Source organism: Actinomycetota bacterium (genome assembly GCA_005774595.1).
Taxonomy (GTDB): domain Bacteria; phylum Actinomycetota; class Coriobacteriia; order Anaerosomatales; family D1FN1-002; genus D1FN1-002.
Genome location: VAUM01000001.1, coordinates 1,266 through 22,101, shown reverse-complemented (window position 1 = coordinate 22,101; position 20,836 = coordinate 1,266). Strand labels below are relative to the sequence as shown.

17 protein-coding genes and 1 pseudogene (1 of these 18 running past the window's edge) are annotated in these 20,836 nt (G+C 70.4%); 16 read left to right on the top strand and 2 right to left on the bottom strand.

The genetic code is table 11. From position 1 onward, the window contains the following. Positions 1–14: 14 nt before the first annotated feature. Positions 15–773 carry a hypothetical protein gene (locus tag FDZ70_00095; protein TLM80588.1) on the top strand — a complete coding sequence of 253 codons (759 nt, stop codon included), beginning with the start codon at positions 15–17 and terminating at the stop codon, positions 771–773. Beyond that, positions 770–4,843, top strand: a complete 4,074-nt coding sequence (locus tag FDZ70_00090) for a hypothetical protein (GenBank protein TLM80587.1) — start codon at positions 770–772, stop codon at positions 4,841–4,843. Before FDZ70_00095 ends, FDZ70_00090 begins: the two co-directional genes overlap by 4 nt. Positions 4,844–4,861: 18 nt before the next feature. Here FDZ70_00090 and FDZ70_00085 read toward each other — a convergent pair whose 3' ends face one another. Continuing rightward, positions 4,862–5,908, bottom strand: a complete 1,047-nt coding sequence (locus tag FDZ70_00085; protein ID TLM80586.1) for a hypothetical protein — start codon at positions 5,906–5,908, stop codon at positions 4,862–4,864. Between the two features lie 90 nt (positions 5,909–5,998). Here FDZ70_00085 and FDZ70_00080 point away from each other — a divergent pair, with 90 nt between their 5' ends. The 14 genes from FDZ70_00080 to FDZ70_00015 all read left to right on the top strand — a co-directional run bounded on the left by FDZ70_00080 (position 5,999) and on the right by FDZ70_00015 (position 19,978). Further along, the gene (locus FDZ70_00080; protein ID TLM80585.1) at positions 5,999–6,835 is read left to right on the top strand and encodes a protein-glutamate O-methyltransferase CheR; all 837 of its coding nucleotides are present in this window, start codon (positions 5,999–6,001) and stop codon (positions 6,833–6,835) included. Between the two features lie 60 nt (positions 6,836–6,895). Continuing rightward, positions 6,896–8,209: a methyl-accepting chemotaxis protein gene (locus tag FDZ70_00075; protein TLM80584.1), complete on the top strand. Its 1,314-nt coding sequence runs from the start codon at positions 6,896–6,898 to the stop codon at positions 8,207–8,209. 11 nt (positions 8,210–8,220) lie between these two features. Then, positions 8,221–8,709, top strand: coding sequence for a chemotaxis protein CheW (locus FDZ70_00070; protein ID TLM80583.1), 489 nt, complete (start codon positions 8,221–8,223; stop codon positions 8,707–8,709). Next, positions 8,702–9,073: a response regulator gene (locus FDZ70_00065; protein TLM80582.1), complete on the top strand. Its 372-nt coding sequence runs from the start codon at positions 8,702–8,704 to the stop codon at positions 9,071–9,073. Before FDZ70_00070 ends, FDZ70_00065 begins: the two co-directional genes overlap by 8 nt. A 10-nt stretch (positions 9,074–9,083) precedes the next feature. Beyond that, the gene (locus tag FDZ70_00060) at positions 9,084–10,157 is read left to right on the top strand and encodes a chemotaxis response regulator protein-glutamate methylesterase (protein ID TLM80581.1); all 1,074 of its coding nucleotides are present in this window, start codon (positions 9,084–9,086) and stop codon (positions 10,155–10,157) included. Positions 10,158–10,160: 3 nt separating this feature from the next. After that, positions 10,161–12,146 carry a chemotaxis protein CheA gene (locus FDZ70_00055; GenBank protein TLM80580.1) on the top strand — a complete coding sequence of 662 codons (1,986 nt, stop codon included), beginning with the start codon at positions 10,161–10,163 and terminating at the stop codon, positions 12,144–12,146. Beyond that, the gene (locus FDZ70_00050) at positions 12,140–12,754 is read left to right on the top strand and encodes a CheY-P-specific phosphatase CheC (protein ID TLM80579.1); all 615 of its coding nucleotides are present in this window, start codon (positions 12,140–12,142) and stop codon (positions 12,752–12,754) included. The genes FDZ70_00055 and FDZ70_00050 overlap by 7 nt, the downstream gene beginning before the upstream one ends. Beyond that, positions 12,755–13,282 (top strand): chemotaxis protein CheD, encoded by a 528-nt coding sequence (locus FDZ70_00045; protein ID TLM80578.1) that lies wholly within the window; start codon positions 12,755–12,757, stop codon positions 13,280–13,282. A gap of 32 nt (positions 13,283–13,314) precedes the next feature. Continuing rightward, positions 13,315–14,817: a GGDEF domain-containing protein gene (locus tag FDZ70_00040; protein TLM80577.1), complete on the top strand. Its 1,503-nt coding sequence runs from the start codon at positions 13,315–13,317 to the stop codon at positions 14,815–14,817. Between the two features lie 36 nt (positions 14,818–14,853). After that, positions 14,854–15,192, top strand: a complete 339-nt coding sequence (locus FDZ70_00035) for a hypothetical protein (protein ID TLM80576.1) — start codon at positions 14,854–14,856, stop codon at positions 15,190–15,192. A 28-nt stretch (positions 15,193–15,220) separates the two neighbouring features. Next, complete coding sequence (locus FDZ70_00030; protein ID TLM80575.1) at positions 15,221–16,111, top strand: peptidoglycan-binding protein; 891 nt, start codon at positions 15,221–15,223, stop codon at positions 16,109–16,111. A 10-nt stretch (positions 16,112–16,121) separates the two neighbouring features. Then, positions 16,122–17,225 (top strand): hypothetical protein, encoded by a 1,104-nt coding sequence (locus FDZ70_00025; protein ID TLM80574.1) that lies wholly within the window; start codon positions 16,122–16,124, stop codon positions 17,223–17,225. A gap of 69 nt (positions 17,226–17,294) precedes the next feature. Continuing rightward, positions 17,295–18,398, top strand: coding sequence for a PilT/PilU family type 4a pilus ATPase (locus FDZ70_00020; protein ID TLM80573.1), 1,104 nt, complete (start codon positions 17,295–17,297; stop codon positions 18,396–18,398). A 116-nt stretch (positions 18,399–18,514) separates the two neighbouring features. Next, positions 18,515–19,978 carry a radical SAM protein gene (locus FDZ70_00015; GenBank protein ID TLM80572.1) on the top strand — a complete coding sequence of 488 codons (1,464 nt, stop codon included), beginning with the start codon at positions 18,515–18,517 and terminating at the stop codon, positions 19,976–19,978. Positions 19,979–20,139: 161 nt separating this feature from the next. On the opposite strand, the pseudogene FDZ70_00010 reads toward FDZ70_00015, so the two are convergent. After that, positions 20,140–20,836: pseudogene (locus FDZ70_00010) on the bottom strand (VanZ family protein) (it continues 365 nt past the right edge of the window).

The following is a 20,836-nucleotide window of genomic DNA, read 5'->3' as shown; positions in this document are numbered from 1 at the left end:
CGAGGACGTGACCGATGCCTCGTGACGGCGTGCTCTCCCGCTTCCCGCGCTGGGCGTGGGCGGCGATCGCGATAGTCGTCCTGGCCGCCGTCATCGGCGGCATCGCCGCGCTGTCCGCACCCGGAAGGCGCGCCGCCGTCGAGGCGCCCGTCACCCCGATCACCGCTTCCGAGCTCGCGGCGCAGGCGCGCGCGGCGCTGGCGTCAGGCGACGAGACCGGCGCCGCGGACCTTGCCGGCCGGGCGCTCGTGCTCGACCCGAACGACGCCGACGCCCGTGCCGTCCGGGATTCCCTCGATGGGGCGGACGAGGAGCCGGACGCGCCCGCGACGGCGACACCGGCGGCGGCCGGTCCGTGGCTCGCCGCGCACCCGCCCCGCTCGCTGCTCGTGACGAACGCGGCGGGCTACTCGTTCGGGACGGTGCAAGCGAGCGCCACCGATGCGGAGATCTCCGGTCAGCCGACCGCCGGCTCGCCTGGCGAGGGCCGTATCCAGCGCGTCCAGTTGTCCGTACACGACCGTGGCAGCGCGGCGTCGGCCGCCGCCTTCGCCGAGACGGTGAGCAAGAAGTCCTACGCGCAGGACGTGACGAGTGCCGACGTGCGGGGGGCGAAGGCGTACGTCGCCACGGACGGCACGCTGCTCGCTGCGGTGGAGTTCGCGCGCGGCCGCTACGTGTTCGAGGTGGTCGTGACCTCGGCAGGCGAGCCGCCCGCGGCCTTGCGGGATCTCGCCGTCGAGCTGGCCCGGGCGTTCCCGGCCACGCCATGAGCGGGAGTGGATGGCTGATGCGCTTCGGTCGTGTCATGGGATGGGCATTCGCGTCACTGGCGCTGTCCGCCGGTCTCGCGCCGGCGGTGGCCTTGGCGGCCGACCCTCCCATCACGCCCGCCGCGATGAGGCCGACCATCGATTTCGAGGGCGGATACCCGCCCGCGGGGATGACGATGGGCCGCTACGGCCTGTACTCGACGGCGTTCTGGGGCAGGATCACGCGGCGCAACCACACGGGCGGCGGGACGTACGGCCTGTGGTGTGCGGGAGTGCAGGGCGTGACCACCGTGACGCCCAGTGGCGTGCCGACCGAGTACCCGGTCACGTTCAAGTACCCGATCGGGACGGACGGGTCGTCGACGGTCGACGTGACGCAGACCGCGGACTACTACTCGTCGACGCTGCAGTTCTTCTACACCATGCCGACGCTCGGCAACTCGGACGCCGAGTCGTTCAACGTCATGTGGTTCGCGGCGAGCCCGACGTATCCAAGGGACGTCCACGTCGGCTGGCCGAGGACGGCCGACAGCGTCTGGAGCACGGGGACCTTCAGCCTCACCGCCACCTCGAACGAGGTGAACCTCTCGCGCAAGGCGGGATTCGTGCGCTTCGGGTTCTCCGACCGGACCTATTCGAACGAGGGCGCGACCAAGACCGGTCAGGGCGCGACCGTCGACGACATCACGATCTCCGGCTTCAAATACGGCCCGGTGCGCACCGTGACCACCGACCAGCCGGGCGTCGCCGCCCGCCTGGCATGGTCGCCGCCGTACCGGGCGACGGACAGCACACTCGAAGAGACCCGTCCGATCACGTACCGCGTGTGGCGCGCGACGGGCTTCGGCCCGTCGTTCTCGTGGTCGGAGAGGACCACTGCCAGGACCGCGGCGACGTCGTTCGTCGACACCTCGGTCGCGGAGGGTGCGACTTACACCTACCTCGTGCAGGCGTGGGACGAGGGCTCCGGCGCCGGGTACGGCGAGGTCACGACGCGGGCCGCGACGGTCGGCCGGGCGCTGTCGGTCGACGTGTCCGCGTCCGCGGCGGTGGCGGTCGCGGGAATGCCCGTCACCTACACCTACGCGGTTCGCAACTCGTGCTCCGCGACGCTTCCCGCGGTCAGCGTGATCGACGACCGCCTCGGTGGCGTGCTCGCGACCGTCGCGGTCCCGGCGGGCGCGCAGATCACGACCACCGCCGTAGGCACGCTGTCCGCCAACACCACGAACACCGCGACGGCCCGCGCGCAGGACGCCTGGGGGCGTGTGGTGACCGCGACGGACGCCGTCGGAGTGCGCGTCGTTCACCCGGCGCTGACGGTCGCCAAGTCGGCAGATGCCTCGCTAGCGGTTGCGGGCCAGCTCGTGACCTACGCGTACACGGTCACGAACACCGGGGACGTGTCGCTCAACGGCATCACGCTGACCGACGACCGGCTCGGCGTCGTGGGCTCGGGCATCGCGCTCGCGCCGGGCTCGTCCGCCACGCGCTGGCAGTCGATCGTCGCGTCGCAGTCCGCGACCAACACCGTCGTCGCCACGGGCACCTACCCGCTCCTGTCGTACGAGGTCACGGCCTCGGCCGTCGCCTCGCTGACCGTCGTCCACCCGGCCATCGCCGTGACGAAGAGCGTGGACGCGACCAACGTCCTGCCCGGCACGGCCTCGAACTACACGTACGCGGTGTCCAACCCCGGTGACGTCACGCTGCTCGGGTGCACGCTGGTCGACGATCGGCTCGGGCCGATCGGCACGGCGTTCTCGCTCGCGCCCGGCCAGACGGTCACGCGCACGGCGTCTGCGGTGCTCGCCGGGGACACGACGAACACGGCCGTGGCGTCGGGAGAGTACGGTGTCGGGGGGACCCCGTACCACGGTACGGTCTCGGCGACATCCTCGGCCTCGGTCAAGGTGGTCACCCCGCAGGTGCGGGTGTCGGCCACGGCGGACCGGACGACGGTGCTGCCGGGTTCGGATGTCGTGGTGTCCTACCTGCTGTCGAATCCGTCGACGGTGACCGTCATCGACGCGTCGGTCTCGGTCGACGGCACGGTCGTGATCGGGCCGGCCACGCTCGCGGCAGGCGCCTCGCTGACAGCTACTCGCGGGCTGACCGCATCCGACGACGTGACGCTCTCGGTGCTGGCGACCGGGCGGTACACCACGATCGACCTCGCGGACGCCGCGACCGTCACCGTCGACGTCGTCCACCCCGCGCTGTCGATCGCGCGCAGCGTCGACACCAGCGTGCAGGCGGCCGGCGAGAGCGTGACGCACACCTTCACCGTCACGAACACCGGCGACGTAGGGCTGACGGATGTCACGGCGGTGGACGGCCGCCTCGGCGCCGTGCTCACGTCGACGACGCTCCAGCCGGGCGCGTCGGCCGTGCGTGCGTTCGCGATCCCGCTCGACGCGAGCGGGTCGTTCACCGCGACCGCGACCGCCGTGGACACCCGCATCGGCTCGGCCGTCTCCGCGGCCGCCTCGCTGGCCGTGACCGCGGTCACGCCGTCGGTGAGCGTCACGCACACGGTCGCGCAGAGCGTCGTGCTCCCGGGCCCGGTCGCGCATGCGTTCGAGGTGGGCAACACGGGCGACACGCCCCTTCATTCGGCCGTGCTCGTGTGGCCGGGGGGTGCGTTCGGGCCGTTCGACCTGGCAGCGGGCGAGACGACGTCGATGGCGGGCGTCCTGGCGGCGAGCGAGGACGGGAGCGTGGGCGCGACCGTCACCGCGGCGTACGGGACCGGCGGCACGCCGTTCTCCGGTATCGTCAGCGATGCGCAGGCGGTGACGCTCGACGTCATCGTTCCGTCGGCGGAGATCGTGAAGTCGCTCGACCGCACGCTGGTGCTGGCGGGCGCCTCAGTGACGAGCACGTACACGATCTCGAACACCGGCGACACCACGCTGGTCGCCGGTACCGTCACGGACCCGGCGTTCGGCACGGTCGCCTCGGGCATCGTGCTCGGACCGGGGCAGACCGCCTCGGTGAGCGCGACGCGCGCCGCGGACACGAGCGGGGCCGCGGTGGCCTCGTTCGCCGCGTCGTCGCATCCCGAGCCTCGGATCGCCGTTGAGGCCGCCTCCGCTCCGGTGACGCTGACCGTCGTGGAGCCGCGTCTGAGCGGCGCCGACCGCTACGCATCCGCCGTGGCGATGTCACGCGCGGCGCACGACGGGCCTCTGACAGGCGAGCGGGCCGTCGTCATCGCCGGCGGTACCGGATGGGCCGATGCCCTGCCCGCCTCGGCGCTGTGCGGCGCGGTGGGCGGGCCGTTGCTGCTCGTGAGGCCGGACTCCGTGCCCGATGCGGTGATGGACGAGGTCGCCCGCCTCGGTGCGCAGAAGGCCTACGTCGTCGGCGGCGCGGGCGTGGTGGGACCGGCCGTGATCTCCCGACTGGCCTCGGCGGGCGTCGCGACCGAGCGGGTGGCGGGCGCCGACCGGTACGCCACCGCGCGCGCGGTGGCCGACGCGGTCATGGCCGAGCACTGGTCGGGCGGCACCGTCTACCTCGCCACGGGCGCGTCGTACGCCGACGCGCTGTCCGCGTCCAGCCTTGCGGCGGCACAGGGCGCACCGATCCTGCTCACGAGGCGCGATGAGCTGCCCGCGGCGTCCGCTGCCGCGCTCGCTGCGCTGAGGCCGTCGGTCGTCGTGGTGTGCGGGGGCACGGGGGCAGTGAGCGCCGCGGTCGAGGCGACGCTGTCATCGGACGCGTTCGGCGCCGCGCAGATCCTGCGCATCGCGGGGGCCACACGCTACGACACCGCTCGCGCGCTCGTGGAGTACGGCGCTGCCGGCGGGCTGGCGCCCGGAGGCGTGCGCGGGGTGTACCTCGCGACCGGCGCCAACTACCCCGACGCGCTCGCGGGCGGCGCGCTCGCGGCTTCGCGGGGCGGGTCGTGGAACCCGCTCATGCTGACGACGCCGACGGTCCTGTCCGAGCAGGCGCGCGCCGTGATCAGCGGGAGGCCGCCGATGGGGTTCGTCACTGTGCTCGGCGGTGAGGGCGCCGTCAGCGCGGCGGTGCAGACGGAGGCCGCAGGCCTGCTCCGCTAGACGCGCGCCACCGCCGTGCTACGGGACGATGATGACGCGCGTGCCGACAGGCACGACCTCGAAGAGCGCCTCGATGTCCTCGCGCAGCATGCGCATGCAGCCGTGGGAGGCCGCGGTCCCGACCGACCAGCGCTTGTTCGTGCCGTGGAACCGGATGCCCGCCGCGTTCAGATCGAGCGCGCGCGTCCCGAGCGGGTTGCCGGGCCCCGGTGCGATGTATGCGGGCATGCTCGCGCCCCACCCGTTGGGCGCAGGATTGCTCCAGCTCGGGTTCCTGCGCTTGTTGATGACCTTCCACCAGCCCTCGGGGGTGGGGTAGCCCGGCGTGCCGATCGCCACCCGGTACGTCCTCTCGAGCGTCGCGCCGTTGTAGAGCCACAGGCGACGCTGCGACTTGTCGACGAGGATGGTCTTGCCCCAGCCGTCATCGGTGACGGTCGGCGTGATCTCGTCGGAGACCAGCTCGTTCTCCTTCTCGCCGGCCTTCAGTGCGGCCGCCAGCGACGCGACCGCGTCCGCCTTGCGCGTGCGATAGCCGGACACGTCGGGCTGGACGGTGAGCGTCCCCTCGCCGACCGTGAGCGTGGAGTCGATCGCGGGGCGGTCCGACTCCGCCGCCGCACCGTCCACCCACGCGCCGAGCGCGCCCTCGTCGACCGCGAGCAGCGTCTTGACCTCGTAGTCCACGGGCTCGCCGCTGAGGCGCCGGTAGACACGCTGCGCGAGCGACGCGTCGCGCTTGGGCTGGACCGCATCCGAGACCATGCCGTCGATGTCGACGGTCAGCATCTCCTTGGGGTCGAGCGTCAGCGCGGTCTCGGTGCCCGGCAGCGAGACGGTGACCGGCTCGAGGAGCGGGGCTGCTACCTGCGCGTCGATGACGGCGCGCGCTTCGTCGGCGTTCAGGCTGCCGAGTGCCACCTCGCCGATACGCACGCCCGCGGGCACGGTGTCGCGTTCGACGTAGTCGTCGGCCACCGCCCACGTGAATCCGGCCGAGACCAGGAGCATGAGCGTTGCGAGCAGTACGGCCGTGATCCGGCGCGCGAGCGTGGGGCGGGGCACGAGCGCTCCTTCGGTGGTCTGTGGGCGTGCCGCGTTCGCGGTATTCTACTACGCGGCGGGGTCTCTCGCCACGCACGACGCGGGAGCTGGATGCAGAAGCCCGACACAGAGCAGGTCTACCGGGGCAACCTCCAGAAGCTCGTTCTGAAGGTCGCTGAGGAGCGGGGGCTGGACCTCGGCCAGTATCGGCCGACGTACGTCGAGCGGCGGCTCGCCGCGCGGCTCCGCACGCTGGGGCTGCACTCGTATCGCCAGTACGCCGCCTACATCGACGAACACCCCGAGGAGTACGATCAGCTCCTGGACACGCTGACCATCAACGTGACGGACTGGTACCGCGACAAGCCCGTCTACGACCTGTTCGCCTCCAAGATCGTGCCCGACCTGCTGGTGGACAAGCTTCGCGCCCGCCAGCGCATGATCCGCGTCTGGTGCGCCGGGTGCGCCACCGGCGAGGAGCCGTACTCGGTGGCGATGACCATCCTGGACGCGATGTCGCGCACCAACGAGAGCTTCATGCTCGCGCTCACTGGGACGGACATCGACCCGGCCGCCCTCGTGGTGGCCGCGAAGGCCGAGTACGACGTGGCGCGCATCGGCCACATCCCGCACGCGCATCGGCTAAGATACGTCGAGGTCCGCGGCGACAAGTTCGTCATCAAGCCCGAGGTCGCGGCCTGCGTCCGATTCCGGCAGATGAACCTGTTCGAGGACAGGCCGCCGGGCGTTGTGGACGTGATCTTCTGCAGGAACGTGTTCATCTACTTCAACCGGGACCAGCAGGAGCGGGTGCTCGAGGCGTTCTGGTCGACCCTGCACAAGGGCGGCTACCTGGTCCTCGGGAGGAGCGAGAAGATGAGCACGGCGTTCACCCAGCGGTTCCAGCTGGTGAGCGGGCGGGACAGGATCTACCGCAAGCCGGCGTAAGGCTTCGCCGGGGGGTGTCGAGCGGCGCGAGACGAACGTGTCGCGAGCGAGGAGGCGGGGATGGACGAGGTCCGGGACAGTACCGTCAAGGGCGGGCTTTCGGCGAGGTTCACGATCCTGACCTGGGTGACGATCGCGCCGGCGGTCGGGATCGGCCTGGGTCTGACCGCTGCGTTCGCGGCATGGACGCTTCACCTGAGGTTCGGCGAGATGCTCCCGGTCATGCTGATCGGTGCGGTCCTCATGTGCGTCTGCGGCGTCCCGGGCACCCTGTGGTGGCGCTGGGCGTTCAAGCGCGAGGTGCTGCGCCCGCTGCGTGACCTCGGCGCGGTCATGGTCACGGCCGGGCGTGGCGACCTGCGCGCCCGTGCGGCGGTCGGCCGCCGTGACGAGATCGGCATCCTCGCCGAGGAGTGCAACGCGCTCATCGGCTCGCTCGCGGGCATCGCGTCGAACGTGCGCCGCTCGGCCGAGTCGGTGTCCGCCGCCGCCGCCGAGCTGTCCGCGTCCTCGCAGGAGATCAACTCCTCCACCATCGAGATCTCGTCGTCCGTGCAGCAGATCGCGCACGGCGCCGAGCTGCAGTCCCGCAAGGTGGAGGAGACGTCCTCGGCGGTCGAGGGCATCACGCGCAGCATGAACGACGTCGCGATGCAGGCGCTCGAGTCCGCGCAGGTCAGCGAGGCCGCAGCGAAGGCGACCGAGAAGGGCGAGGAGGCCACCGCCGAGGCGGTCGTCAAGATCCGCGAGGTCAAGGCCGCCATCGACACGCTGTCCGAGTCGGTGGACCTGCTCGGGCGTCGCTCCGAGCAGATCGGCGACATCGTCGACGTCATCACCTCGATCGCCGACCAGACGAACCTGCTGTCACTCAACGCCGCGATCGAGGCGGCGCGCGCCGGCGAGTCGGGGCGCGGCTTCTCGGTCGTCGCGGAGGAGGTCCGCAAGCTCGCGGAGGGCTCCGGCAAGGCCGCCGAGCAGATCGGCGAACTCATCAAGGAGGTCCAGGCCGAGACCGCCAAGGCGGTGCGCTTCATGGAGATCGGCGCCCGCGAGGTCGCGGTCGGGACCGACGTCGTCGACAAGACCGGCGAGGTGCTGCGCGAGATCAGCAGCTCGGTGTCGCGTACCGCCATCCTTGCCGAGGCGATCGCGAAGGCCGTCCAGGACCAGGCCGGCCGCGGCGCATCGCTGGACAAGGCCATCCACGACATCGCGGCGGTCGTCGAGGAGAACGCCGCGTCGGCCGAGGAGACCGCGGCTGCGGCCGAGCAGCAGACGGCGTGCATGGAGGAGATCTCCTCCGCGGCGCAGGAGCTTGCCGACATGTCGCGCCGGCTCGAGGACTCCGTCCATCAGTTCCAGGTCGACTAGGAGGCGGACACGTGGACGGCGGTTCCGCAGGGTACGTCCTGTTCCGGGTTGCCGACGAGATGTTCGGCCTCCCCATCGAGCGGGTTCAGAGCATCATCCGGTACGAGCGCGGCACGCCGGTACCGCGGGCTCCGGAGGTGGTCGAGGGCGTGATCAATCTGCGCGGCCGCATCGTCCCCGTCGTCGACCTGGTCAAGCGGCTCGGCAGGGGCGAGTTCGAGCCGGGCCCGACGGCGCGCATCGTCGTCGCGGAGGGCGCGGCCGGGCTGGTCGGCCTGGCGGTCGACGCGGCCAGCGAGGTCGTGCGCATCGACCCGGCGAGCGTGCAGCCTGCTCCCGCGGCGGCGCTGTCCGCGGAGACCGCCGACGCGTTCGAGGGCGTCACCGAGTACGAGGGCACCCTGGTCATCCTTCTCGACCTCGACCAGGCCGTGCCGAGGGCAGAGTACGCGTCGGCCGTCGAGGCGGCGGCCATCGAGGAAGGCGGGACACGTGGCTAGGTCCATCCTGGTCGTCGATGATGCCGCGTTCATGCGCATGATGATCCGCGACATCCTGTCGAAGGAGGGCTACACCATCCACGAGGCCGTCAACGGTCGCGACGCCCTCGACAAGTTCGAGGAGGTCCGGCCCGACCTCGTCACGATGGACATCACCATGCCCGAGATGAACGGGCTGGACGCACTGCGCGCGATCCGCGAGATCGACGCTGATGCACGCATCCTCATGGTCAGTGCGATGGGGCAGCAGAAGATGATCGTCGAGGCGCTCGAAGCCGGAGCTCTCGACTTCCTCGTCAAGCCGTTCCAGCCGACGAAGGTGCTGGAGACCGTCAAGAAGTGCCTGCAGTCGCCGACCGATTGATCCCCTAGCGATGCCCAGCCCGCACACCATCCGAGTCTTGGTCGTCGACGACTCAGCGTTGATACGCCAGATGCTCACCCGGGCGCTGGCGCAGGATCCGCGCATCGAGGTCGTCGGCACCGCGAAGACCGGCACCGAGGCGATCCAGCAGGCGATCGGGCTGGAGCCGGACGTCATCACGCTCGACATCGAGATGCCCGAGCTCACCGGCCTCGAGGCGCTCCCGTACCTCATCAAGCGCACCGAAGCGCGCGTCGTCATGCTGTCGTCACTCGATTCGACCGAGGTCACCTACCAGGCGCTCTCCTCGGGCGCGGTGGACTTCATGACCAAGCCGAAGGCCGGGTTCGCGACCTCACTCACCGAGCTGACCGACGAGCTGCTCAAGAAGATCCGCACGGCGAGCCGGATAGACCCGTCGAAGCGGCTGTGCGCACCGGACGCGGCGGGCGACGGGCAGTGCGAGGAGGAGGGCACCGGCGCCGGCGAGGCTGCGCGCGAGGTCAAGTTGCTCGTCGGCATCGCGGCGTCCACGGGCGGCCCTCCGGCGCTCGAGCACGTCTTCGCGGGCCTTAGTCCGGACCTCCCGGCGGCCTACCTGATCGTCCAGCACCTGCCGCAGGGTTTCACCGCATCGCTCGCGAAGCGCATCGACAAGGCGAGCCCGCTGACCGTGGTCGAGGCCGAGAAGGGCGCGGCCCTGCAGCCCGGCACGGCCTATGTCGCTCCGCACGGGAAGCACCTCTTCGTATCGAGGACGGCCGGCGGCGACCTCCGCGTCTCCTTTGACGAGGGTCCGTCCATCCACGGTGTCAAGCCCGCCGCAGATCCGATGTTCCACAGTGTCGCGAAGCTCATGGGCAGCGAGTCCGTGGGCGTCGTGCTGACCGGGATGGGCGCTGACGGCGCTGCGGGGCTGTCGTCGGTGAAGGCCGCAGGCGGCGAGACGATCGCCCAGGACGAGGCCACGAGCGTCGTGTGGGGGATGCCGGGCGCCGCTGTTCGGCAGGGCGCGGCCAAGCACGTCGTGCCGCTCGGTGGCGTGGCCGCCGAGATCCGTCGCGCGATCCGTGCGAGGGGGTGAGCCATGGCTGACGACATGGCAGCCTACCGCGAGGTGTTCCTCTCGGAGAGCGCTGAGTACCTCGATGCGATGGTCGCGGGTCTTCTCGAGCTCGAGTCCGATCCCGGCGCCACCGGGCCGGTGGAGACGATCTTCCGCGGCGCGCACAGCCTCAAGGGCATGGCGGGCGCGATGGCCTACGAGGCGACCGCCGACCTGACGCACAAGATGGAATCCCTGATGGAGTGCGTGCGGCGCAGGGAGCGCGCCGTCGACTCGACGCTCATCGACCTGCTCCTGCGTGCGATCGACGAGGTCAAGGCGCTCATAGCCGAGGAGTCCGAGGGGGCCGCGGCGCACGATGTGTCAGGTATGGTCGCCGAGCTCGTCGAGGCCGCGTCGCCGGGTGCCGCCGGGGATGCAGGCGGCGATGCGCGCGAGGGCGCGGTCGGGCCCGCGGCGGTCGGCGTGACCGCCGGCGCGGCGCGCCGCGTGCGTGTCGCGGTGACGCTGGACCAAGCGTGCGCGCTCAGGTCGGTCCGCGCCTACATGGTCCTGAAGCGTCTGAGCCACATGGGGACCGTGGTCGACACGGTGCCCTCGGCGCAGGACCTCGAGGACGAGCAGTTCGGCGATTCGTTCGAGGTCGTGCTCGAGAGCGCCGAGCCCGACTCGGCGGTACGAGACGTGGTCGCCCAGGTCAGCGAGGTCGTCGCCGTCGCCGTCGAGCCGATCGCGGAGGACGAGCCGGCGGTGGCCGAGACCGTCCCGGACGCGGCGGGGGCCGCGGCGGAGCCCGAGCGCAGGGTGCGGCGCGCGGTCACGAAGCTCGGGGAGAGCCAGACCGTGCGCGTCTCGATCGGCCACCTGGACACGCTCGTCGACCTCGTCGGCGAGCTGGTCATCCTCCGGGCGCGTATGGAGCGGCATGCCGGGCTGTCCGGGGACCGCGAGCTCGCGGAGACCGTGGAGGACCTGCATCGCCTGACGTCCGAGCTGCAGCACGAGGTCATGCAGACGCGCATGGTGCCCGTCGGCAACATCTTCAACCGCTTCCCGCGGATGGTGCGTGACCTGGCGCGCGACCTCGGCAAGGACGTCGCATTCGAGATGGCCGGGACCGACATCGAGCTCGACCGCACGGTGCTCGACGAGATCGGCGACCCGATCGTCCACCTGCTGCGCAACTGCCTCGATCACGGCGTGGAGCGCCCCGATGACCGCAGGGCGGCCGGCAAGCCGGCGCGTGCCACGGTCGAGCTCGAAGCCACGAGAGAGCGCGATCAGGTCCGCATCCGCGTGTCGGACGACGGGCGAGGCATGGACGTCGAGCGGATCTGGTCGCGCGCAGCCGACGTGGGACTCGTCAGGCCCGAGGAGCGCGAGCAGTACTCGGACCGCCAGGTCCTGCTGCTCACCTGCGTGCCGGGCTTCTCGACCGCGGAGCGCGCGACCAAGGTGTCGGGCCGCGGGGTCGGTATGGACGTGGTCAAGGGCAAGATCGAGTACCTCGGAGGGGCACTCGAGATCGCTTCGACGGCCGGCCGGGGCACGAGCTTCACGCTGTCACTGCCGCTCACGCTCGCGATCGTCCAGGCCCTGCTGGTGGGGATAGGCGACCAGGTGTACGCGGTGCCGCTGTCCGCCGTCGGCGAGGTGTACTCGCCGGACGACGTGCGGATCGAGACCGTCGATGCCCGACCCGTGCTCGTGCTCCGCGACGGCGAGGTGGTGCCCCTCCACCACCTCGGCGTACTGCTGGGCGACGGCAGCGATCCGCTGCGCCTGCCGGGTTCGGGCGAGCACATCGTGCTGCTCACGCATGGCGGGCAGTCGTTCGGGCTTGTCACGGAGTCGCTCGTCGGGCGGCAGGAGATCGTGATCAAGCCGCTGTCCAGGATCTTCCGCAACGTGCGCGGCCTCGGTGGCGCGACGCTGCTCGGGGACGGGCGTGTCGTGCTCATCCTCGACCCCCGCACGCTCGACCCCAGCAGGGAGGGCGCATCGTGAGACCGGACTCGCTGAGCGCACTGCAGATCGACGCCCTCCGGGAGGTGGGCGGTATCGGCGCGGGCCACGCGGCCACGGCGCTGTCGCAGCTGGTGGACCGGGCGATCGAGATCACCGTTCCGGAGATCGCGCTGCTGCCCGTTACAGAGGTCCCCGGTGTGCTCGGCGGTCAGGAACGCGTGGTCGCCGCCGCGTACTCGCGATTGCTCGGCGAGATCAGCGGATCGATCCTGTTCGTGGCGCCCGAGAGCACCGCGCTTGCGCTGATGGACAACCTTCACGGCCGCGAGGCCGGCAGCACCGCGACCTTCGGGCACGAGGAGGAGGCGCTCTTCATCCACGTCGCGTACGTGCTGGCCGCTGCGTACGTCGCCGCGATAGCGCGGATGGCGGACCTCAACGTCCTGCCGGCCCCACCGCAGTTCGCGCTCGACATGGCCGGCGCCATCCTCGAGATCGCCGTCGCCCGGATCGGCATGCGCGCCGACACCGCGCTCCTCGTGCGCACGCTGTTCATGAGCGAGGAGACGACGATCGACGCGACACTGTTCTTCCTTCCGGACCCCGAGAGCCTCGCGGTCATCCTCTCAAGGCTCGGCCTCGCGTAGATGGACGAGGGGGCGCGCACGCCGCGAGGCATCGCGGGACTCGGGAAGCTGTCGGCGATGATCGACGTCGCGGTCGGCACGCTCGGTTTCGGCGATGCGCCTGCGGTGTTGACCACGGCCGCGCTCGGTTCGTGCGTGGGCGTCGCCTTGTACGACCCGATCGAGAAGCGCGGGGCGCTCGCGCACGTCATGCTGCCCAAACCTGTCGAGGCGGGCGTCGACTCACTGCCCGAGCGGTTCGCGGAGTACGCGGTGCCGGCCATGGCGGGACGGCTCGAGGCGATGGGGAGCCGCAAGCCGCTGCTGGTCGCGAAGCTCGCCGGCGGCTCGGCCATGTTCCGGGCGGACTCGACGCTCGCGAGCATCGGGGAGCGCAACATCGCCGAGGTCAAGCGGCAATTGACCCTCTTGCGCATCCCCGTTGTGGCCGAAGATATCGGAGGAAGTCACGCGAGGACCGTCGAACTCTACCTGGACACGGGGACGCTCGTGGTCCGCAGTCACCAGCACGGAGTGAAGGAACTGTGAGGGACCTCGATGGACCGAAGGCACCGGAGTTGATGCGCGTGGAGGAGGCCGGGACCGCGCCGGGCCCGTCACGCTTGGCGCCCGGGAGACTGAACATCGCGATCGTCGGCGGCAGTCTGCGCGCCGCGTCCATCCTGCGCCTGTTCTCCGAGGTCGAGAACCTGGCGGTGGTCGCGGTCGCGGATGCGTCCGTCTCGTCGCCGGTCATGCGGCTCGCGGGTGAGCTCGGCGTCTTCGCGACCACCGATCCCACCGAGCTGTTCCAGGTGCCGAACCTCGACATCATGATCGACGTGTCGGAGGATCCGGCGCTCGGGGAGGCGCTCGCCACCCAGAAGCCGTCCGGGGTCGAGCTGATCGGCACGAGCGGCTCCGAGCTCATCTGGGACCTGCTCGTCGCCAAGAAGCGCGGCGAGGAGCAGGAGAAGCTCTTCGTGGAGTTGCAGGTGGCGTACGACAAGATCCGGAGCCACGAGCGCCGCCTCCAAGCGGGCAAGGAGTCCCTCGAGCGGGCGAACGAGGAGCTCGAGGGCAAGCTCGCCGAGATCTTCTTCACGCACGAGTTCTTCAAGGCCCTGACGAGCTTCTCGCTCGTCGCCGACGTCGCGAGCTTGATCGTCGACGGCGCGAACGGCATCCTCGGCGCCGAGATCTCGTGCGTGTACCTGCTGCGCGCAGAAGACTGGACCTTGCGCCTCGCCGCGTCCCAGGGGCGCGCTGACGATGCGTTCGCGCCGACGGTCGACGTGTCGCAGACCATCCTGGGCCGCGCGTTCTCCGAGGGCGCCGTTCAGGAGCCCGTGGTCGCGGCGGGGGACCCCTCGGCCGCGTGGTTCGTGGCCGGCGACGAACTCGAGAGCCAGGCGGCCGTGCCACTGCGGTCGGGCGACACCATCATCGGCGTGCTGGTGGTCGCATCGTCGGTGGACCGCGAGCTGACCCCCGCCGAGTTCGACCGGCTCGGGGTCATCGCGAACCAGAGCTCGCTGGCGCTCCAGAACGCTCTGCTGCACGAGGAGCTCGAGCGCCTCTCGGTGACCGACCGCCTGACCGAGCTGTACAACCACGGCTACCTCCAGCAGCGCCTTGAGGAGGAGCTGGCCCGCGCTGTCCGGTTCGGACACGAGCTGTCGCTGCTGCTGCTCGACATCGACGACTTCAAGGACTTCAACGACCGGTTCCTCCACCAGCGCGGCGATACCGTCCTGCGCGCGGTGAGCCAGATGATCAGGCAGAACCTGCGGGACATCGACGTCGCCGCCCGGTATGGCGGCGAGGAGTTCGTGGTCGTGCTGCCCGAGACGGACGTCGAGGGGGCCGTCGCCGTGGCCGAGCGGATCCGCGAGAGCGTCGCGAGCTACCCGTTCGTCGGCCGTGAGGACCTGCCGCCGGTGGCCAAGACCGTCTCGGTCGGCGTTGCGACGTTCCCTACGCACGCGAGCACGCAGGGGAAGCTCATCGACGCGGCCGACCGCGCGATGTATGCGGCGAAGCGCGCGGGCAAGGACCGGGTGGCGGTCGCGAGCGCCCTCTAGAGGCGCACGACGAGGACGACGGGGGGAGTCGGCACGATGGGTCTTGCGGCCGCGCTGGACTCCCTGCCGAACGACCGCGCCACCCAGCACGCCGTGCGGGAGGTGCTCCTCGCCCTGAGCCGTCACCCGGATCAGGCGGTGACCGCGCGCCGCGTCGCCGACCTGTCCGGCGAGTCCGAGGGTCTGTCCCGGCGGGTGCTGGACGCGTTCGCGCGCTGCCGGGTCGTGACGCGCGACGAGGAGCCGGACACGTTCCGGTACTCGCCGGATCGGCTCACGGCGCTCGACGTGGACCGGTTCGTTCGCCGCGTCGACGCGCGAACGGGTATGCTCCAAGACAACGTGGAGCGGTTCCGGGAGCGGTTCGGCAGGTAGCTCCCGGCGCGGACGTGAAGGGCCTCGCGTGCGACCGGTGCGCTCGGGTGACCGCGGTCCCGCGGTCGAGGACATACAACGGCGCCTGCTGGCGCTCGGTCATGATCTCGGCCCCACCGGCGTCGACGGGGTCTTCCTCGGGCGCACCGAAGATGCCGTCCGCGTGTTCCAGGCCGACGCGGGCCTTGCTGCCGACGGCGTGGTGGAGCAGGCGACGTGGTCGGCGCTCGTGGATGCGACCTTCACGCTCGGCGATCGCATGCTGTACCTGCGGACACCGTTGCTGCACGGCAGAGACGTGCGGACGCTGCAGGGCGCCCTCAACGTGCTCGGGTTCGGTTGCGGCGGTCCCGATGGCCTGTTCGGCGCGTTCACCGAGTGTGCCGTCCGGGAGTTCCAGATGAGCACCGGGCTGACAGCCGACGGGATCGCCGGGCCCGAGACCGTGCGGGCCGTGACGGGCCTGAGGCACGTCTGGGAGGGCAAGGACCCGACGGCGCCTGCGGCGCTGACGCTTGCCTCGGCCCGCGCAGGTGAGGCACTGGCGCGCCGTGCGACGGCGATCGTGCCGTCGGGCGCAGCGGCCGCTGACGTGGCGACGCGCGTGGTGAACCTTGCGCTCGCCGCCGAGCCGGCCTCCGTGATGCGCGTGGCGCGTGTGCGCGGCAAGGCGCGTGACGACGAGATCGTCGTGCGCCTCGTCACGGACCGTCACGAGGCGCCGGGCGGTGTCCCGGTGGTGGCGGCTGCAGGCGGTACCGGCGGTCTGGCGGCCCGTGTCGTGACGGCGCTGTCGAACGCGTCCCGCGAGCCCGCGGAGATAGCGGTCGACCTGTCCGGTCTCGACCTTTGCGGGGAACGCGAGATGCAGCGGGCGGCCGTCGAGGTACTCGACGCGCTGTGTGCGGCTTTGGTCTGACCGTCCGGGCATGCTAGACTGCCACGGTTGCCAGGAAGCCGCCGCGATCGCCAAGGGAGGTCCGCAGACCTTGACGACTCGACGTACCAAGGCCCTTGCGGCGGGTCTGACGCTCGTACTCCTGCTCGCGTCGACCCCCGCACATGCCGCGCCCACCTCATCGAGCAAGCGCGCGCAGGCCACGAAGGTCCGATCACAGGTGCAGGCCCTCGACGACCAGGTCGAGGCCGCCACCGAGAACTACAACGAGGCCGCGTCCCGCTACGCGGCGGTGAACGCGAAGGCAGCGTCGGCCTCGTCGCGCCTGAAGAAGGTGTCCGCCCGCCTCGACCAGCTCGAGGTGCGGCTCGGCACGCGCGCGGTGCACATGTACCGCTCCGGCCCGCTCTCCTTCGTCGAGGTACTGCTCGGCGCGACCGATTTCGACGAGTTCGCGACGGTGTGGGACCTGCTGACCGAGATGAACCGCGACGACGCACGCATGGTCGCCGAGATGAAGACCGCGCGAGCCGAGGCGTCATCGGCCAAGGCCGACCTGGACGCGTCGAAGAGGCAGGCCGCCGCCGAGCTGGCGTCCATGAAGGCGACCAAGAAGCGGATCGAGAGCCAGCTGTCGCAGCGCAAGAAGCTGCTCTCCGGTATCGAGGCCGAGGTCGCGAAGCTCGAGGCCGAGGAAGACGCGAGGGCTGCAGCGGCCGCACGCGCCTCGTCGAGCCGCCGGAAGACGTGGCGCTTCGAGGACGTCGGGGGCAACCCGCCCGCGAGCGGCCGGGGTGACCAGGTCGTGTGGTGGGCGAAGAAGTACCTCGGCGTGCCCTACGTGTGGGCCGGCGCCAGCCCGTCGGGCTTCGACTGCAGCGGGTTCACCATGTACGTCTACAAGAAGGTCGGCGTCAGCCTCCCGCACAGCTCGCGGGCGCAGATCAACTGCGGCGCCCGCGTGAGCCGCAACAACCTGCAGCCCGGCGATCTCGTCTTCTTCGGTTCGCCGATCCACCACGTCGGGATCTATGTGGGCGGCGGGATGTTCATCCACGCGCCCCGCACCGGCGACGTGGTCAAGATCTCGAGCCTGTCGGCGCGCAGCAACTACTCGGGGGCGTGCCGTCCGTAGCGCAATGCCCGGCCTCGGGCGGCTGCGGTATGCTTGTCGCACGTTCGCGCGAAGGGCGATGGTGCATCGATGGCTGAGATCGACGGCCTGCTCAAGCTGATGACCGAGAAGGGCAGCTCCGACCTGCACATCAAGGCCGGGAGTCCTCCCGCCATCCGACTCAACGGCCGGCTCTTCGTGTTGACCGACCTCCCCTCGCTGTCCGCCGAGGCGACGTACCAGCTCGCCGTCGGCATGATGGACGAGCGCCAGAAGGCCAGCTACGAGAACCATCACGAGATCGACTTCGCGTACTCGCTCGCCGGTGTCGGGCGGTTCCGCGTCAACGTCTTCAAGCAACGCGGCAGCGTAGGCGTGACGTTGCGGCGCGTGGCCACCGACCGGGCCGGTATCGAGGAGCTCGGCCTGCCCGCGGTCGTCGGACGGCTGTCGGACGAGCCGCGCGGGCTCATCCTCGTCACCGGCACGGCGGGCTCGGGCAAGACCACGACCTTGGCGGCGATGATCGACCACATCAACGCGACCCGCGAGGGCCACATCGTCACCATCGAAGACCCGATCGAGGTCCTGCACGCCGACAAGAAGTGCATCGTCAACCAGCGGGAGATCGGCATCGACACCGACAGCTACGCGGACGCCCTGCGCCACGTGGTGCGGCAGGATCCCGACATCATCCTCATCGGCGAGATGCGCGACCACGAGACGGTGTCCGCCGCGCTGACCGCCGCGGAGATCGGGAACCTCGTGCTGTCGACGCTGCACACGATCGACGCCACCGAGACGATCAACCGCATCATCGACTTCTTCCCGCCCTACCAGCACAAGCAGGTCCGGCTGATGCTCGCCTCGACGCTCAGGGGCATCATCTCGCTGCGCCTCATCCCGTCGATCCAAGGCGGACTCGTCCCGGCGGTCGAGGTGCTGGTGGCCACCGGCACGATCCGCGAGTACATCACGGACCCGGAGAAGACCTACCTCATCCGGGACGCGATGGAAGAGGGCGAGTACTACGGCATGCAGACGTTCGATCAGTCACTGCTGCACCTGTACCGCGACCGACGCATCACGCTGGACGACGCGATGGCGATGGCGCACAACGCGCACGACTTCAAGATCAAGGTGCGCCAACTCGGCCTGGACATGTCGCAGGTCGCCGACAGCGGGATCTTCTAGGGTCGGCGCGCGTCGATCCCACCGGAAGTGCAGGGGGGCGAGTGCGTCGAGCTGCGCTGGCGGTGCTACCCTCTAGGCCCGTACCCGACGCCCCGCCGTGCGATGGAGTCCGCAACATGAGCAGGATCCTGTTCGTCGTGCCGCCGTACAGCTGCTGGGGGGTCCAGGTCATCGGGACCTGGCCGCCGCTGCAGCTCGCATACCTCGGGCAGGCCGTTGTGGACGCGGGTCACGAGGCGCGCATCTACGACGCGATGAACGGCGGACGCACCTTCGAGGACATCCGTGCCGAGATCGAGGGGTATTCGCCGGACTTCGTCATGACGCTCGACTACCTTCCGGTCACCGGCGCCATCGCCACCGCGACGGTCCCAGCGGCGCTCGAAACGCTCGCGATCGCGAAGGCGGTCGATCCCGACGTGGTCACGATCATCGGCGGACCGCACCCGACCTTCATGTACGAGGAGATTCTCGGCGATCCAGAGAAGCGGGCGGACTTCGTTCTGCGCGGCGAGATGGAGGAGACGCTGCCGGAGCTACTGGCGGCGGCGCGCGGCGGTGATGTCGAGGTCGTGAAGGGGATCGCGTTCGCGCGCGGCGACGGGATCGTCGCGACCGCCATGCGCCCACACATCCAGGACCTGGACGCCGTCAGGCCCGCCTGGGATCTGCTCGAATGGAGCCTCTACCACTACAACATCGAGCCGTGGGGCCGCATGGCGTCGATGCTCACGTCGCGCGGCTGCATGATGGGCTGCTCGTTCTGCAGCCACCGCCAGTTCTGGCGCGGAGACTGGCGAGCGCGGACGCCCGAGAACGTGCTCGCTGAGGTCCGCGAGTTGGTGGAGACGTACGACGTCGAGTTCATCACGCTCATCGACCCGTACCCCACGAACGACCGCGACCGCTGGGAGCGCATCCTCGACCTGCTCATCGAGGCGGACCTCGACGTCCGCCTGCTCATGGAGACGCGCGTCGAGGACATCGTCCGGGACGCCGACATCCTGCACAAGTACCGCGAGGCGGGGATCGTGCACCTCTACCTCGGCGCCGAGAGCAGCACGGACGAGATGCTCGCGAGCCTCAACAAGGGCACGAGCGTGGACCTGAACAAGCGGGCGCTCGACCTCGCGCGCGAGCACGACATCATGACAGAGGCGTCGTTCATGGTGGGCGGCCCTGACGAGACGCCCGAGTCGATCCAGAGGACCATCGACGTGGCGATCCAACTCAACCCAGACATCGCGGTCTTCCCGGTGCTGACCCCCATGCCGTTCACGCCCATCTACGAGGAACTCAAGGACCGCATCCGGGTCTTCGACTACTCGAAGTACAACCTGGCGACGCCCATCGTCGAGCCGTACGCGATGACGCTCGAGGAGGTCACGATCGCGCTCGGGAGGTGCTACATGGCCTTCTACGGCAACAAGATGGGGGAGATCATGGCGCTGCCCGACGGCTTCAAGCGCCGCTACATGCTCTCCGCGTTCCAGGAGATGATGAAGGGCTACAAGGAGTTCTTCGAGCATCTGGGTATGAAGATGCCGCCGATGCCGAGGATCCCCGGCCTCACGGAGTAGCCGCCCCGGCGCACGAGCCGCTGCCCGCGCATCCGCCGCTTCTGCACATCGCGATGCGTCCTGGTGCGCCGACCGCTCGTCGGAATCATCGTCGCGAATGTGAGGAAGGACACGGGGCGCCCGCCGCCGTCCGCCGATGTACAGCGGCAGGATGGGAATACTCAGGTGTCCAGGGTGAGTGTGCAGTCGGCGGCGTGGCCGCCGTTCACGAGTGAGGTGAGCGTGATGAGGAACCGGTTGATGGCGGTGCTCTGCGTGGTGCTGGCGATCTGCCTGGCACTCCCGTCGATCGCATTCGCGGTGCCGGGCAAGGGCAAGGGAGGCGGCAAGGGGAACTCGTCGGCCGCCGCGTCGGCGCCCAAGGGGCAGTCCGACAAGGCCGGCAAGAAGGACGGCCACGGTGTGTCCGCTACCGACGCCGACGAGGGCGAGGATGCCGAGGCGCCCGACGCCGAGGAGCCGGACGACGCGGACGAGCCGGACGACGCGGACGAGCCCGGCGTCGAGGACGGCGATGAGGACGCGGACGCTGGCGGCATCGCCGGGGCGCTCGCGCGGATCATGGCCAACGTCGCGAAGTCCGAGGAGAAGGTGGCCGCGGGGACCAAGAAGCAGGTCCCGCCGGGGCTGCTGCGTGTGATGGCGAAGTTCATGGGCTGGCTCGGCATGTCTCCCGACGAGCCGCCCGCGGAGGAGCCTCCGGCGGAAGAGCCGCCGGCCGATCCCGGTGACGGGACGGGCGAGGAGCCGACCGGCACGGTCGACCCCGATGCGCCCGTCGAGCCGCCGGCGGACGCTCCGGCCGAACCCGCGCCCGCGACGCCCTGACCACGGGCCGGGTGCACGACACGAAAGGGC